The sequence below is a fragment of the Salinisphaera shabanensis E1L3A genome, from assembly GCF_000215955.2.
Classification (GTDB): Bacteria; Pseudomonadota; Gammaproteobacteria; order Nevskiales; family Salinisphaeraceae; genus Salinisphaera; species Salinisphaera shabanensis.
The window spans coordinates 67,745-82,482 of the sequence record NZ_AFNV02000009.1; the positions used below are offsets into that span (position 1 = coordinate 67,745).

Annotated in this window: 14 protein-coding genes; 7 read left to right on the forward strand and 7 right to left on the reverse strand. The window is 61.1% G+C overall.

Features of this window, described 5'->3' with window-relative positions:
- Positions 1 to 47: 47 nt before the first annotated feature.
- The 3 genes from SSPSH_RS07250 to SSPSH_RS07260 form a co-directional block, all read right to left on the reverse strand.
- The gene (locus SSPSH_RS07250) at positions 48 to 2,072 is read right to left on the reverse strand and encodes a pyrroloquinoline quinone-dependent dehydrogenase (protein WP_006915542.1); all 2,025 of its coding nucleotides are present in this window, start codon (positions 2,070 to 2,072) and stop codon (positions 48 to 50) included.
- Positions 2,069 to 2,437, reverse strand: coding sequence for a hypothetical protein (locus SSPSH_RS07255; protein ID WP_006915541.1), 369 nt, complete (start codon positions 2,435 to 2,437; stop codon positions 2,069 to 2,071). Before SSPSH_RS07255 ends, SSPSH_RS07250 begins: the two co-directional genes overlap by 4 nt.
- A 180-nt stretch (positions 2,438 to 2,617) precedes the next feature.
- On the reverse strand, positions 2,618 to 3,415 hold the full coding sequence (locus tag SSPSH_RS07260) for a GNAT family N-acetyltransferase (protein ID WP_006915540.1): 798 nt from the start codon (positions 3,413 to 3,415) through the stop codon (positions 2,618 to 2,620).
- A gap of 159 nt (positions 3,416 to 3,574) precedes the next feature.
- Here SSPSH_RS07260 and SSPSH_RS07265 point away from each other — a divergent pair, with 159 nt between their 5' ends.
- From SSPSH_RS07265 to SSPSH_RS07275, 3 genes are all read left to right on the forward strand, one after another.
- Complete coding sequence (locus tag SSPSH_RS07265; RefSeq protein ID WP_006915539.1) at positions 3,575 to 4,153, forward strand: class I SAM-dependent methyltransferase; 579 nt, start codon at positions 3,575 to 3,577, stop codon at positions 4,151 to 4,153.
- 107 nt (positions 4,154 to 4,260) lie between these two features.
- Positions 4,261 to 4,869, forward strand: a complete 609-nt coding sequence (locus tag SSPSH_RS07270) for a LysE family translocator (RefSeq protein WP_006915538.1) — start codon at positions 4,261 to 4,263, stop codon at positions 4,867 to 4,869.
- The gene (locus SSPSH_RS07275) at positions 4,866 to 5,591 is read left to right on the forward strand and encodes a helix-turn-helix domain-containing protein (RefSeq protein WP_006915537.1); all 726 of its coding nucleotides are present in this window, start codon (positions 4,866 to 4,868) and stop codon (positions 5,589 to 5,591) included. The genes SSPSH_RS07270 and SSPSH_RS07275 overlap by 4 nt, the downstream gene beginning before the upstream one ends.
- Before the next feature lie 6 nt (positions 5,592 to 5,597).
- Here the strand turns inward: SSPSH_RS07275 and SSPSH_RS07280 are convergent, their stop codons facing one another.
- Entirely contained in the window at positions 5,598 to 6,182 is a 585-nt protein-coding gene (locus tag SSPSH_RS07280) for a hemerythrin domain-containing protein (RefSeq protein WP_006915536.1), read from the reverse strand.
- A gap of 535 nt (positions 6,183 to 6,717) precedes the next feature.
- Between SSPSH_RS07280 and SSPSH_RS07285 the strand changes: the two genes are divergently transcribed.
- Positions 6,718 to 7,734, forward strand: a complete 1,017-nt coding sequence (locus SSPSH_RS07285) for a GGDEF domain-containing protein (RefSeq protein WP_021031554.1) — start codon at positions 6,718 to 6,720, stop codon at positions 7,732 to 7,734.
- A 249-nt stretch (positions 7,735 to 7,983) separates the two neighbouring features.
- Positions 7,984 to 8,724, forward strand: a complete 741-nt coding sequence (locus SSPSH_RS07290) for a dienelactone hydrolase family protein (protein ID WP_006915534.1) — start codon at positions 7,984 to 7,986, stop codon at positions 8,722 to 8,724.
- Positions 8,725 to 8,763: 39 nt separating this feature from the next.
- Here the strand turns inward: SSPSH_RS07290 and SSPSH_RS07295 are convergent, their stop codons facing one another.
- On the reverse strand, positions 8,764 to 10,851 hold the full coding sequence (locus SSPSH_RS07295) for a putative bifunctional diguanylate cyclase/phosphodiesterase (RefSeq protein WP_006915533.1): 2,088 nt from the start codon (positions 10,849 to 10,851) through the stop codon (positions 8,764 to 8,766).
- A 262-nt stretch (positions 10,852 to 11,113) separates the two neighbouring features.
- Here SSPSH_RS07295 and SSPSH_RS07300 point away from each other — a divergent pair, with 262 nt between their 5' ends.
- Both SSPSH_RS07300 and SSPSH_RS07305 read left to right on the forward strand, forming a co-directional pair.
- Positions 11,114 to 11,542, forward strand: a complete 429-nt coding sequence (locus tag SSPSH_RS07300) for an organic hydroperoxide resistance protein (RefSeq protein WP_006915532.1) — start codon at positions 11,114 to 11,116, stop codon at positions 11,540 to 11,542.
- Between the two features lie 266 nt (positions 11,543 to 11,808).
- Positions 11,809 to 12,426, forward strand: coding sequence for a hypothetical protein (locus tag SSPSH_RS07305; protein WP_152522756.1), 618 nt, complete (start codon positions 11,809 to 11,811; stop codon positions 12,424 to 12,426).
- 95 nt (positions 12,427 to 12,521) lie between these two features.
- On the opposite strand, the gene SSPSH_RS07310 is transcribed toward SSPSH_RS07305, so the two are convergent.
- Positions 12,522 to 13,739, reverse strand: a complete 1,218-nt coding sequence (locus SSPSH_RS07310) for a Bcr/CflA family multidrug efflux MFS transporter (RefSeq protein WP_006915530.1) — start codon at positions 13,737 to 13,739, stop codon at positions 12,522 to 12,524.
- Positions 13,740 to 13,800: 61 nt separating this feature from the next.
- Positions 13,801 to 14,736 carry an ACP S-malonyltransferase gene (locus tag SSPSH_RS07315; RefSeq protein ID WP_006915529.1) on the reverse strand — a complete coding sequence of 312 codons (936 nt, stop codon included), beginning with the start codon at positions 14,734 to 14,736 and terminating at the stop codon, positions 13,801 to 13,803.
- Positions 14,737 to 14,738 lie beyond the last annotated feature (2 nt).

Sequence of the window (14,738 nt, forward strand, 5' to 3'; positions counted from 1 at the left end):
AAGGTCGATAGCGACAAGTCCTATCGCTATTGATCGCGCCAAGCGCGCTACTCTTCGGGCAGCGCGTAGACGACCACCTGATCGCCGACCTGATCCTTGAGAATGGTGTTACCACCGGCAACGAACGCCACATACTGCCGGCCCTGATATTCATAGACCGACGGGTTGGCGACCGCAGGCGCCTGGGCCTGATCGGACCAGAGCTGTTCGCCGGTTTCGAGCGAATATGCCCGCAGCTTGGCATCCATCGATGCACCGATGAACACCACGCCGCCCGCGGTAACGGCCGGCCCGCCGATAGTGGGCGAACCCCATTTTTCCGGCATGAAAAAGCCGTATTGCTGCGAAGCGCCCACCGGCCGACGCCATTTCACGTTGCCGGTATGCATGTCCAGTGCTACCAGCTCGCCAAACGGCGGCTGCCAGCAGGGCATGCCAAGCCAGTTCATCGCCACTTTCAAACGCATGCCGTAAGGCGCGCCGGTCTGCGGCGAGAAACCGCTTTCATTGCCTGAACCGGTATCGGCCTTTTCGTAGTCTTCGCGGTTATAGAGTTTGACGTACTGAACGATATGGGAGGTATTCACTACGGCCGTCTGGCTGTCCGGGTCGAACGCAACACCGCCCCATTGCACGCCACCGGAGCTATCCGGATAGGTCAGCGCGCCCTCGCCTTTCGTGGTCGGCGGCGTGTACATACCGCGGTAGTCGAGTTGGTCCCAAAGGCGCGAGCATTGCCCGCCGCCGACGATATCCGCGAGCTTCCAGACCGGCGGTTTCTTGGTCTGGTCCAGCAACGGCGCGGGCTTGGTCGGAAATGGCTGGGTTGGCGAATAAATCTCGCCTTCGACCGAACCATCGCCGCCGGGCACGGGGCGTTCTACAATGGGCCATATATCTTCGCCGGTCTCACGGTTGACCACGAACAGAAAACCCATCTTCGTGGCCTGAATGAGCGCCGGAATCTGTTCGCCGTCGACCGTTATATCCATGAGCGTGGGTGCGGCGTTGATGTCGTAGTCCCAGACATCGTGATGCACCCACTGACGCGACCATACGACTTTGCCGGTCTCGATATCGAGCGCGGTCGTCGACGTGGCTAGGGGCGCCTTCTCTTGGCGATTGCCCCCCCAGAAATTGGGAGACGGTGACGATACGGGTAGGTAGACCAGACCGAGTTCTTCATCGGCCGACATATGCGTCCACACATTCGCCGTGCCACTCTTTTCGCGCATATCGTCGGAAAGCGCCTGGAACGTCCATTCGCGCTTACCGGTACGGGCATTGATCGAGAAGACGGTGCCAGGCGGCGCCTGCTCCAGCGCCCAGTCCTTGCCGGCCCAGCCCAGTAGCAGGTGGTCTCCCACCACCGTGGGCGGCTGGAGTAGCGACAACGGCCACTCGGCGTGGGTGTTGTTCCACTGATTAACGTCGAGTACGCCGTTGTCGGCGAAATTCGGACATTTTTCGCCCGTATCGGCATCGAGTGCGAACAACCGCGCATCCATGGTGCCCATATAGACCATCTTCTGGCAGGCCTCGCCCTCGATCGGGTTGTCTGCCGCCCAGTAGGAAACGCCGCGGTTTTTGAGTACTGGCTGGGTCAACGCCTCTTTCTGGGTATGGGTATCGAACGCCCATTTCTGTTCGCCGGTTGCCGGGTCAAGGGCAATCAGGCGGTAGAACGGCGTACCGATATAGATCGTGTCGTTGGCAAAGATAGGCGTGGCCGACCAGACCGTCGCCGGTATGTCGCCGCTGCCGTCGGACACGTCGCCGGTATGGAATTCCCATACCTTTTCCAACGTGCCAACGTTGTCAGCCGTGATCTGCGTGAGCGGGCTGTATTTCTGGGCATTGAGCTGGCCGTGGAAGCTGTCCCAGGTGGGCTCGGTTGGCACCCCGGGCCTGGCCGAAGGTGCGGGTACACTCTCGACCCTCGACGACTGACTGTCGGACGAGTCCGGTGGCTGCGCAAAGGTCATCCCCGAAAGCGCGCTCATCAGCAGCAAGCCGGTACCCGCGATGTATTTCAGGCCGGCCGTGGGCAGTGTAGATGGGCGGCGAATCATGAGTGCACCTGTGCGTTATGGCCGCCTGCACCAAGCGCATCGGCACCGAGCCCGACGAGCCCGGTCAACATCGCACCGCAGAGCCACCATTCGTGCAGAAGCGCGCCAGCAAAGGCGTTGCCGCCAAGCCCGATAACGGTCAAGACGAACACAAAACGACGCATGCCGCCTGGATGAAGCGTGGCTAGCAAGAACGCGAACAAAACCAGTACTGCACTCGTAAGAATCGCGACCAGCGCACCGAGTGTTGCCGTGACACCGGTTAGCGGTGCGAAATAAGCATAAAGCGCGAGGCCGAAGCCGACGGTCGTGACCGCAAGCAGCAGCACGACACCGGGCCGTGCCAGAAAAGCATTTGAAGACATGGAGGATGGGCCTGCAGAAGACGGCGCACGCGGGCGTGCGCGCGACTATATATGTGTATAGTGCAGCTATTATACGCACTCTGCTCCACTGCGCCACCCGCGGGCGCGCCGGTTATCGCCGGGGCGGCGGAAGCTCGCTGCGCAGCAGGTAAACCAGGTAAATCATCACGTGGCTACGCTTCAGGCCGACAGGCGAGTCGCTGCACGCCGGCCTTCGCTCAGTGGCTTTCCGAGAAAACGGCGCGCGTAGCGTGGCGTCAGGCGGTTGAGATCCAGATGCATGAACACATCTGCGACGTTGAAGTCCGGGTCGTGACACGGCGGCCCGCCCACACATGCGCCCACTCTTAAATACGCCTTGATCAGAGGCGGCAGACATACGGCCCGGTCGAGCGGCGCATTCGCAGGCGGCAGTGCCATAAGCGGACGTACGCAGCGATCCGGGTCAGCGGGTTGCCGCGCCCAGATCTGGCGATAGATCGCATGAGCACAGGCGAGGCCCTCGCGCAGGTCGATGCTCGCACAGCCAATGAGATGATCGTATCGATCGGCCCGAATCAGATCGGCGATGCCTGCCCAGAGTACCGGCATCGCCGGGCTGCGCCGATAGGCGGCATCCACACAGGTACGACCGATCTCGAGAAAGCGACCGCGACAAGCCAGTACGGCATCCAGATCGAACTCGCTGGCCGAGTAGAACCCGCCGGCCGCGATCGCGGCTTCATGGGTCAGGATTCGGGTGCTCGCCACCGTACGCCCGTCGCGCGCATCACGCACCAGCAGGTGCAGACAGAAACCGTCCATTCCATCCGCTTCGAGACCATTGCCGGCCAGACTCGCCCGCGCGCCCATTTCCTGGACGAAGACGCGATAACGAAGCGCGAGACTGTCGTCGATCGCGTCCTGGGTACGGGCGAACGTGTAGTAGAAGCGTGCACGGCGTGCTTCGGTTGCGTGCGTTGTCGTCGTTGCGGTCATGACCACCGTCTCGGTCGCGAATCAACGACAGCGATTCTCCGACCATCATGTGATACCGAAATGACCGCTCGGTGACGCGCCGATGACGGCTCGCAGCGTCATGCACTGGTCATTTACACCTGCTATCCAGGGTGCGCATTTTCTTCCGGTGTATTGTTCATGTCGGACACGCGGCTTCTCCTACGGCTATGGCTGACCAAGCCACGCCAGATAGCAACCTGGACGCCAACGGGCACGGCCGTCGCGCAGGCTTATGTCGATGCGCTCGACGCAGCGCCTCGCGACGGCCATATCGTCGAGCTCGGCGCGGGCACCGGGCCGATTACCGGTGCCATGATCGATGCAGGATGCGATCGCAGCCGTCTGTGTATCGTGGAGTACGATCACGCGCTCGTCGTCTTGCTCAAACAACGCTTTGGCCATACCGGCATCGTCCAGGGCGATGCACGCGCGCTCGACGCATTGTTCGACGCACACGGCATCGATCGGGTCGCAGCGATCGTGTCGACATTGCCCATTCTGCATTTCTCACGAACCGATCAGAAACGCGTGCTCGACGGCTGCTTTTCGCGTGCACTACCCGGCGCGACCTTTACCCAGATCACCTACCTGCCCGGTTCGCCCATTCGCCGGCGGGCCTTGTCGCGCTGGGGCTATTGCGCCCGCCGTTTCAAGCGTGTCAATCGTAACTGGCCACCGGCGACACTCTGGCAATACCAGCCTGCCAGCGCCGATTGAAGCCACACGACACACCACCGCTCACGCGTTGCACGATTGTTCAAGAACCGGCTACCGCCGCGTTCTAGGCTCTTTCCATTGCTCGTATCGCCGCCAAGTCGCCGACCATGGAAATCGCTGTCTACACATTTTGTGTGATGTATTCACCGGGGCCAGTCAACCTGCTGGCGTTCAACGCCGGTTTGCGCGGCGCATTGCTTGTGTTGATCGGGTACTGCGTTGGCGTGGGTTCAGCCATGCTGAGCGTGTTCGTCGTGCTGGGCTATGTCGGTGCAGCCGTCGTAAAAACCGCCTTGCTGCTCTATTTCGCCCTCGCCGGTAGCGCCTATATTCTCTATCTCGCCTATCACGTGTTCACCGCCCCCGCCGATTGGCAAGCCTCCGGGCCGCCCGGTGTACAGCTGCGATTTCGTGAGGGTTATGGTCTACAGCTACTCAACCCAAAAGGCTGGGTACTGGTATTGCCGGTCACGACGGTCATGTTCCCGGCTGCGGACATCACCGGCGGCGCGATACTCGTTTACGGCCTGCTGATTTCGCTCGGCGCAATCGGCGCACCGGCCGCCTATGCCCTGCTTGGGCGTTTTGCAGGGCGTAGAATCACAAATCGTCGCGTTATGGCCGCAGCAAACAAGACGATGGCGATCGTACTCGTGCTGGTCGCCTGCTCGATGGTCTACGATTTCTTTATTGCCACACCGGCCATTGCCTCATGAACGGCTCTGCTACCAACAAGGATTGGTTCGTCCATTCCCAGACACCGCGCCTGGAACGGCTCGAGGCATATTTCGGCGGCCATGCCTACGACCCGCATCGCCACGATACGTATGCCGTGGGCATTACGCTCGCCGGCGTTCAGAGCTTTCACTATCGCGGCGTCCACCGGCACAGCCCGCCGAACGTCTTTCAGGACATGCTGGGCGGCCAGCCGCTGCCGTTTCTCCCGGGCGGCATTACGACCGATACGCGCATGGCCGAAAGCGTTGTGCGGTTGTTGCGCCATATCGATAGCCCGCTGGAAACATTCGAGGAAGACGACGCCCTGTTCGATCTTGCCAGCGCCATGAACGCACACGCCGGCGCACGCCCGGCGCCCAGGCGTTTCGACTATCCAGCCGCGCAGCGCGTGCGCGCATTTATCGACGACACCACGCAACGCTCGATAACGCTCGGCCAGCTCGAGGCCGTCAGCGGACAGAACCGCTGGCGCCTGTCTCGCGATTTCCGGGTTCTGTTCGGCACCAGTCCCTACCGCTACCTGACCATGCGTCGGCTGGAGCGCTGCAAACGTCGCCTGCGTGCCGGGCAAACGCTGGCAGACGCCGCGTTCGACGCCGGATTTGCCGACCAAAGTCATATGACGCGCCAATTCACCGATGCCTACGGCATTCCGCCCGGCCGCTGGCTCAAGCTCACGCAGCAAGCACAGAACGACTGACAAGGCTTACCGAAACGGGCGTTCGCTGTGTTCCAGAATTGTCGGGATCACTATTTCTTCTTCGTCGGCCAGGTGCTGTTCGAGCAAGGCGAGTAAGCGGCCGGCACGTTCGGCATAGGCATCCGCGCCGTAGCGCATGGCATCGCCGCCGCGTGCGAGATCCTGCATGAACGCCTGTGCGCTTTCCACGACGGCGAGCAACTGCCCATGGATGATTTCGTGATCGTTTTCGAGCAGATCGAATCCGTAAACCAAACGCTCGTCGAGGCGACGAAAGCGGGGAAAATAATGCGCATCCTCGATCCGGTGGTGGCCTTCCAGATGTTGCAGATAACCGCGCAGACGCACGGCGAAAACGCGCTGAAAGGCGGCCATATCCGTACGCCCCTCACGGAAGTCTTCCGTGGCCTGGCCAAGCGCGCGTCCTTCTTCGCGTAACGCATCGTGGACCTGCAACCAGAACGCCGCCAGTTCGCCGTAGTTGCCGTGTGTAGCCCACTGGGGTGCCGGATATTTCGCGCGCAGAAATGCGATCTCGTCCGGCAGCGCGCGACGCTTATCCAACCGCAGGTTGTCGGATATCGTATGCATTCTGCCATATTAACCCGGCGTCGAAATCGTCGCCCAACCGGGCGATAAATCGAATACGCGCCGTATGCAAACTCGCCCCGCGTCGCGCCGGCTCCAGAGTTGGATCACTGCAGCGCCAAAGCCGACCTTTCGCAACGAAATAGCGCCCATCGGGGGTATGTGGATAACGACCCATCACGAACTCCGTAACGCCAAAAAACAGGTCAGATTAAGCACACCACGCGCGTGAACCAAACTCGATTGTTCGGCGCATCGCCGTGTACGCGATCTTGAGTACCTTCGAGGTCACGCGTGGCTCAGCGCTGGTGACGCCGGATATGTCGGGGCATACTCAAACCGGGGCCGGTCGGTAACAAAGATTTTCGGGCGACAACCGGGGGGATGGCGTCGTGGGTAAACGCGGAGATGGTGGCAGCAAGCCACGCCACCGAGGCGAATTTCGTGCAAGCGTGGCAACGCATGACGCGATTTGTGCGCCCAGTGCTCTCTGGCGCCGATCGTCGGCAGCGAGTGGCCAGCCGATAAAGCCAGCGAGATGAGCGAGCTCATCGATACCGGCGACACGCTCGCCCAGCGCCACCGCCGCGCCTTGATGCGCGTGTTGCTTGTATGCACTGCCCTATTCGGCTGCATCTTCATTGCGCTCAACTTCGCGGCTGGCAAATACCTCCTGATGTCGGTCGAAATCGCAGTTACCGGGTTCGCACTTTGGCTTCTTCCCGTTATGAAGCGCACACCGAACCTGCAGCGCTGGACGCTGAGCTATCTGATCGTGCTCTACAGCGGCACGACGTATGCGCTGGTTACGCCTGCCACCTCGGTGTCGGTATTCGGATGGGTACTGATCATGCCGGTGGTTGCCCATCTTTTGCTCGGCAGATTCTGGGGCGGCGTGTTGTGCGGGGTTTTCGTCCCCCTGTCGGCTGCAATTTTCGTATGGCGGTTCGGTTCGGACCCGTTACTTACCAATCCGGGTTCGGTCGCGAATATCGTGACTGTGACGGCATGCAGCTATCTACTGTCTCATGTCTATGAAGCCAGCCGCGCAGAGGCCGAAACGCAACTGTCCACGATGGCGTTGACCGACTCGCTGACCGGACTGGCCAACCGTTCGCAACTCGAACAAAGCTATGCTCGGCTTATGATGGCAAAGCGTCTGCCGCTTTCGCTGCTGATGCTCGATCTTGACTATTTCAAACGCATCAACGACGCCCACGGCCACGACACCGGCGATGCTGTTTTACGCGCCATAGCCAAGACGATGGTCAAACAGCTGCGCCGCAGCGATCTCGCCTGCAGACTGGGCGGTGAAGAATTCTGTGTGCTGCTGCCAGAAACGCCACATGCCGAGGCACGACAATTGGCGGAACGCATGCGCGACGCCGTCGAGGTTCTGGAATGTCAACATCGGCATACCGTATTACGGCTGACCGCCAGTATCGGGATTGCGGTTGCGGATACGGCCGACGAACCGCTCGAGGCACTGCTGCATCGGGCAGATGAGAATCTTTACCGTGCCAAGCTGGATGGTCGTAATCGCGTGGTTGGCTGAACGCCGCCGATACACTCGCGGCGTACCCCGCGGGGCGTTCGCTAGCGGCCCTTTAGCGCAAAAGTATGGGTCGCTGCTCTTGATATGCGAGGCATCGCAGACAGGTCTCGCACATAGTTCAGAGCGTCTTTGTCTGCGTACTGCGCGATATCTCGCCGCCCAACGCAGCCCATAAATTGATCGCTTGCGGACAGCAGTTCGGCGACGTAGAAATGCCGTGTTCATTCAGTCCGAAAAGATATTCGCCTTATGAACCGAGCGATCGAAGTTGAAGCGGCCGCGGGAACGATCGATGCGCACGTTTTTACGCCGGCAGGCGCAACCGCTGCCTTGCCTGCGGTGATCCTGCTAACCGATATCGGCGGCCTGCGCGACTGTTATTACGAAAAGGCACAGATCGTCGCCGATGGCGGTTATGCCGTGCTTATGCCCAATGTCTATTACCGTGACGCCTGGGGCTCGGTCGTGCCAGAGGGCAAATCGTTTCGTGATGAAGACGTACGCCCCACGCTGTTCGCATACGCGGCCCATCTCACTCCGGCAGCACAGCGCCTTGATTTCGATGTCTGGCTTGCAGGCATCGACGGCGAGCCCGAATTCGATACGTCGAACGTCGGTGTGGTGGGCTGTTGCATGACCGGCGCCTTCGCATTGCGTATGGCCGCCCATCATCCCGAACGCGTTGCAGCGGCCGCAGGATTTCATTCCGCGAACCTCGCCCAGGCCGACGACCCGGACAGCCCGGTACACGATGTCGATTCGATCCAGGCTCAGGTTTACTTAGGTCATGCCGACGGCGATACGCTTTTGCCGCCGGCGCAGATCGCGCGGCTGGATGAAGCACTGGCCAGGGCCGGCGTGCATTTCTGCACCGAACTCTATAAAGGCGCGAGCCATGGCTATACTTCCAAGGACGCTCCGGTTTACAACGCGAACGCGGACGCACGCCATTACAAGCGGCTGCTCACGCTTTTCGAAGAATGTCTTTAGCCGCTTACGGTCTAGCCAAGTCGCGCGGCGAACAGCACTTCAGGGGTCCGCCGAACCCGCTGCCAGCGCCTGCTCGAACGGATTGGCGCGTACGTAATGCGCGAACATGTCGGCGCATAAGGCATGACTGAACCAAAAGCCCTGCTGTTGAACGCAGGCATGAGCAATCAGAAAATCACGGGTAGCGGCACACTCGACGCCTTCTGCCACCACCTCCATACCCATGGCTTGAGCGAGCGTAATGATGGTGTGCACGATCGCTGCGTCGTGGGTGTCGGACAACACCCCGCACACGAAGCGTCGATCGATCTTGAGCTGATGCAACGGCAGCCGCTTGAGATAGTAAAGCGATGAATAACCGGTACCGAAGTCATCGAGCGCAAACCGAATGCCACGTACCGTAAGCTCGGCCATGATCGCCCGGGCTTTGTCCACACTGTCGAGCAACACGCTTTCGGTAAGTTCGACCACCAGCCGCCTGGGATCGACACCGAACTGCGCGATCGCGGTTGTTATATCATCGATGAAACCCGGGGCATGGAACTGGCGCGCGCTCACGTTCACGGCAATCGAGATCGATGCCATGGGTTCGATATCGCGCCATTCGCCCAGACGTTGACAGGCGTTTTGCAATACCCAGCGACCAAGCGGGAGGATCAGTCCGGACGCTTCGACCGTGGGAATGAACTCGCCGGGATAGAGCAGCCCCCGTTTCGGGTGCTGCCATCGCAACAGCGCCTCGGCCTTGATCGTGTTGTCCTGCAGGTTTAGCTGCGGCTGGTAGTGCAACACGAACTCGTCGTTTTCGATGCCCTGCTGAATATCGCGCTCGAGCGCTACCCGGGTGTCGATCGCCGCCTGCATTTCCGGCTCGTACGCCCGCACGGTATTGCCACCTGCCGCTTTGGCGCGATACATCGCCAGGTCCGCCTGGCGCAGAAGGACCGAAGGCTCGGACTGACAGTCGCCGAAGATAACGGTGCCGATACTGCAGCTCGTATGTCGTCGTTCGCGCGCTGACAGCTCGTAGGGCGCGAGCAGTGTGGTTCGTATGATCTGCGCGACCTCGCGAGCCGAGGCAACGGCCTCATCGCTATTCCGGCCGATATCCTCGAGTACCACCACGAATTCGTCGCCGCCGAAGCGGGCCACCGTATCCCCTGGGCGTAGACAATCGCGCAGACGGCTGGCCACTTCGACGAGCATCTCGTCGCCGACCTGATGTCCCTGGGTATCGTTGACCGACTTGAAGTCGTCCAGGTCGAGAAACAGAACAACGCCCAGTCGCCCGTTACGCCGGGCGTGCAGCAAGGCATGTTCCAGCCGGTCGTCGAGCAGCCGTCGATTGGGCAGCTGGGTCAACGAGTCGTAGTAGGCAAGAAACTCGACCTGCTCCTCGGCACGCTTGCGATCCGTAATGTCGCAAACCACACCGAACATGGCCTTCGGCGCACCCTGGGCGTCGTCCTCGAAACCGCCCTGGATCGATATCCAGCGGGTTTCGCCGTCCTTGCGCACGATACGGCAATCGAATACCCAGCGCGTTTTGGCGTCCGCTGCCTCTTCAAAGGTGCGGTTAACGCGACCGCGGTCTTCCGGCACCACATGTTCGATAAACTTTTCGTACGACCAACGCGGCAAGCTCTGGGTGTAGCCGAAAATTCGATCGTGCCGGTCGGTCCGCCAGGCTTCGCCAGTGCGCAGATCCATTCCCCAGGCGCCAAGCGCACCGACATCGAGAGCGATCTCGAGCCGCTGGGAGTAAGACGTGGTGGCGATATGGTCGCCGAAAGCGCGCGGGGTGATCACCACAACCGCGCTCGACCGGCGCGGGTTACCGGCGTTGACCTCGTGAAACGCGATGAACGCCGGCACCTTCCGCCCCGCCCCGATACGCGGCACCGTACGCAAATTGATTGCGACCGGCGCTCGGCGTCTTCGCGCCCGGTCCAGCACCTTGTCGATATCCGTGTTCAGGAATCGATTAAGCGCCTGGCCCACAACCTCGCTTGGCCGATCCTTGCCGAGCAGCCGGGCGAGCGGCGTGTTGGCCTGCACGATACGCCGACGAACATCGACCACGCACATGCCGCGTTCCGGACCGGTTTGTCGAAAAGCCTTCACCATCCCGCAGTACCCCTTCTGCCGCCGCATGCCGATGCCCGATCCCCGGCCAGACGCCCAATTCTAGCGGCCTGTGTATCGAATACGGCCCATTGCCCCAGCGCGATGCAGGGTTGGCATTACGTTACACCGGGCGGTCCCGATCCGATTCCGAATATTCGAACACCCTTGACTCAATCCGGATCGGCGGCAGCAGCTTGAGCTTGAATAAGATTGCGCACACACAATATTTATAAGCGAGATAACCCATACTTAGGAAATAAAAATGGCCGTAGATAAAGTCCTCTATCGCGCACAAGCTAAAGCAACCGGCGGGCGCGACGGTCGCGCTACAAGCGCCGACGATCAGATCGACCTCAAGCTGACCACACCCAAAGCGCTGGGCGGCGCGGGCGGCGATGGCACCAACCCGGAGCAGCTGTTCGCAGCCGGCTACTCCGCCTGCTTTATCGGTGCGATGAAGGTCGTCGCCGGCAAGCAGAAGGTCTCACTGCCGCAGGACCTGAGCGTCACTGGCGAAGTCGGTATCGGCCCCAGCGGCGAGGCCTTCGGTATCGAAGTCACGCTCAACATTTCGCTACCGGGTATGGATAAGGACCAAGCAGACAAGCTCGTCGAGGCCGCCCACCAGGTTTGCCCGTACTCGAACGCCACGCGCGGTAATATCGACGTAGCGCTCAACGTCGAGGTCTAGCCGCCCAGGGGCGCTATATGCGGCTTCGCAATAGCCCTGACCGATCTCACCTGTGAGTCTGGCCAGCCCGGTCGTATGCCGGGCTGGCTGTCGTACCGGCATGTATTGTGCAAAGCGCGTATTCGCGCGATGATATCCATGGCCTACGACGGTACGGGACGCCCTGCTTCTTTGACGACTCTGTCATGGACGAAGCGATGACAACGCCACGCAAATTCGGACCTCGAATCATTCTTCTGCTGTCGCTAACGACGGCAGGTTCGCTCGTGGCCGGAACATGGTGGTATGGGCAGTCTTCGGACCGCACCAATCCATCGACTACGCCGACGCCAACCGTCGCCGAAGACGGACATCGCGATCCGGCCGCCTCGTCACCGCCGCTCGGCGATTCGCCGTCGCCGGATACACGGTCTGGTGTGGCGAAGCTGGAACTGCGCCTGGATGGCTCGACCCAGTTGGTCGACCATGGCAACACCCACGAGAGCAGAGTGCGCAAACACCAGGCTTCGACCCAGGGCGTCGACGCAGAAACAGCCGGCGCTTTCGTGGAAAACGACGAACGGGATGATCCGCTCGATCTGCAAGTTCCGTCCTCTTTACATGGTGATACCGACGAGCCCTCGGTCGATGAAGCCGTGGCGGCTGCTACGGCAGAACCCAACCCGCTTGATGTCAGCGAATTCCGCGAACACGCACCCGAAGTGGAAAGCTACAACCTGTTCAAGTCGGAATATGGCCTGCGCGGCTTCATGAAACAGAACTGGATCAATCAGCGTGTCGCCCTCCAGGGTGGGCTGGGTCTCAACGACGACCGTCTGATCAAGACCGATAGCGATTTTCGCGACGATATCGCTTTCGGTATGGGGCTGATCGTCGCCTTCTGATCTCCGCGATCCCGCCATAGCGGCGGATAACGCGGGCCAACCTGCCTCAAACAACGCGTGTCTTTCGACAAGGCCTTGGTGCTTTCGCGCTTGAGCTAAGCCTGATCAACCGAGGCGCTTGTGAACAGACGTAGAAGAATATAAGCCAGAGTCGAGCCGGCCGAAGCCAGGCACATTACGATCGCCATGGCGGCCGCATCGCCGCCGAGCAGACCGACCAGCCAGGTCGCGATCGCGCCGCAGGAAAACTGCACCACACCGAATAATGCCGAGGCGGCGCCCGCCGCATCGGGTGCCATATCCAACAGCCCGGCGACCGTATTCGCCCCGGCCACGCCGACGGTCGATAGCAGAAAGAACAACGGTATGGCCACACCCCAGAAGCCACCAAAGCCGCTGAACGTGGTTGCCAGCAAGACGAACGAACAGACCAGCGTGTTCAGCACCGCTACGCCAAGAAGTGCGCGATAGCCAAAATACATCACCAGTCGGCCGTTGGTGGCGGTCCCGATCAGCATGGCAAAGACATTGGCCCCGAAGTAAAAGCCGAACAGCGATTCATCCACACCGAACTGATCGATATAAACGAACGAACTCGCCGCCACATATGAGAAAAGCGCGCCGAACATCAGCCCGCCGCACAGCAGGAACAACGCGACCGGGCCCCGCTTGAGCAACGAAAGATAACCGAGATACTGGGCGCCGAGGCTGCGGTCCCGGGTGCGGCGTTCATGTGCATGCGATTCGCCCAGAAGGACGGTCAACGCAATCAGACACAAGAACGAGTAGAAACACAGCAGCCAGAAAATGCCCTGCCACGCGGCGAGCTTGAGAACCAGCCCGCCGATGATCGGGGCAAGCAGTGGCGCCGTGGCCATCACCATCACCACGAACGACATCACGCTCGCCGCTTTCGAGCCATGAAAACGATCGCGCACGATCGCCCGTGACATCACCGGGCCGGCCGCCGCACCGAAGCCCTGCACAGCGCGCGACACGATGAGCATGCCGACTGAATCCGATAGCGCACAGGCGATCGAAGCGAGCAGATAAAGGCTCAGGCCGAAATACAGAATGGGCAGGCGCCCGTAGCGATCCGACAACGGGCCGTAGGTGAGTTGCCCTGCAGCCAGACCCACGAAGAACAGGCTGAGGCTGTATTGGACATAGGCCGCGTCGACATCGAACTGGCGGGCCAGCCCCGGCATCGCTGGCAGATACATGTCGATCGATAACGGCGCGACGGCAGTCAGCATGCCGAGCACGGCGATGAATACGAAGTAAGCCGCGCGGCTCTCGAGGGACGTTGCCATGCAGGCGGCTCCTTGGACTGCGAAGCACGCAGCCAATGGGCAGCGCGCGAAGCGCGACGACTCAGTCAGCCGAAGTGTGCGCGCGCCAGATCAGGGCCGCGGCATTATGCCAGCCGGCATCGATCACGGCCACGGCCTCGCCGGGGCCTTCCATCGCCGGGTGCAGACGAGTCAGCACGCGCGCAGGCGGCATTTCCACTGCCAGTTCATAACCCGACTCGTGCACGATGCGCGCACTGGCCGCCCAGTACACCGTACGGGCCATGTTATAAACCAGATCGTCGCGTATATCGTCGGCCTGCCAGAGCCGGCGTCGACGATTGGCGCTGAAATAAGCGCACGCCGGCGCGTGAAACGTGGTATCGGCTGCGGCCTCGGCCAGTCGCTCGGCCGGCACGTCGAGAAGCGCACAGTGCGACGGCACCGCCATATCCAGGCGTTGAACCCGCGATGCGCCCTTTGCCGTCGCGGCCTCCGCCAAACGATCGAGCGCGTCGTCGCGCCCGGCCACCACGATCTGGGTATCGCTGTTCACGTTCCCCACATACAGCGGCGCATCGTCGCTATACAGATCGGCTGCCAGTTCTTGAACCCGATCTTCGTCAAGCCCGATTACCGCGCTCATGCCATAGCTTTGCGGATAGGCTTCGGCCATGAGCCGTCCGCGCGCTGCCACCAGAATGAGCGCATCGGCATAGCCGATCGCACCGGCGATAACCGCTGCCGGCCATGCGCCGATCGACAGTCCCATCGCCGCGTCCGGCGTGCCGGCCTCCGCGATCAGGTGACGCGCGCTGGCGACCCCGACCACCGTTAGCGCGAGTTGTGTTGTCTCGGTACCTTTGAGTGCATCGCTGTTGTCCAGCGTCGAAACATCACGACCCAATACGTCGGCCGTTTCTGCAAGCGTATCGTGCACTGCGGCACTGTCAGGCAGCTCCGCAATCATGCCGGCGCGCTGCGCACCCTGCCCCGGAAACGTAAAAACGACGCCCATCG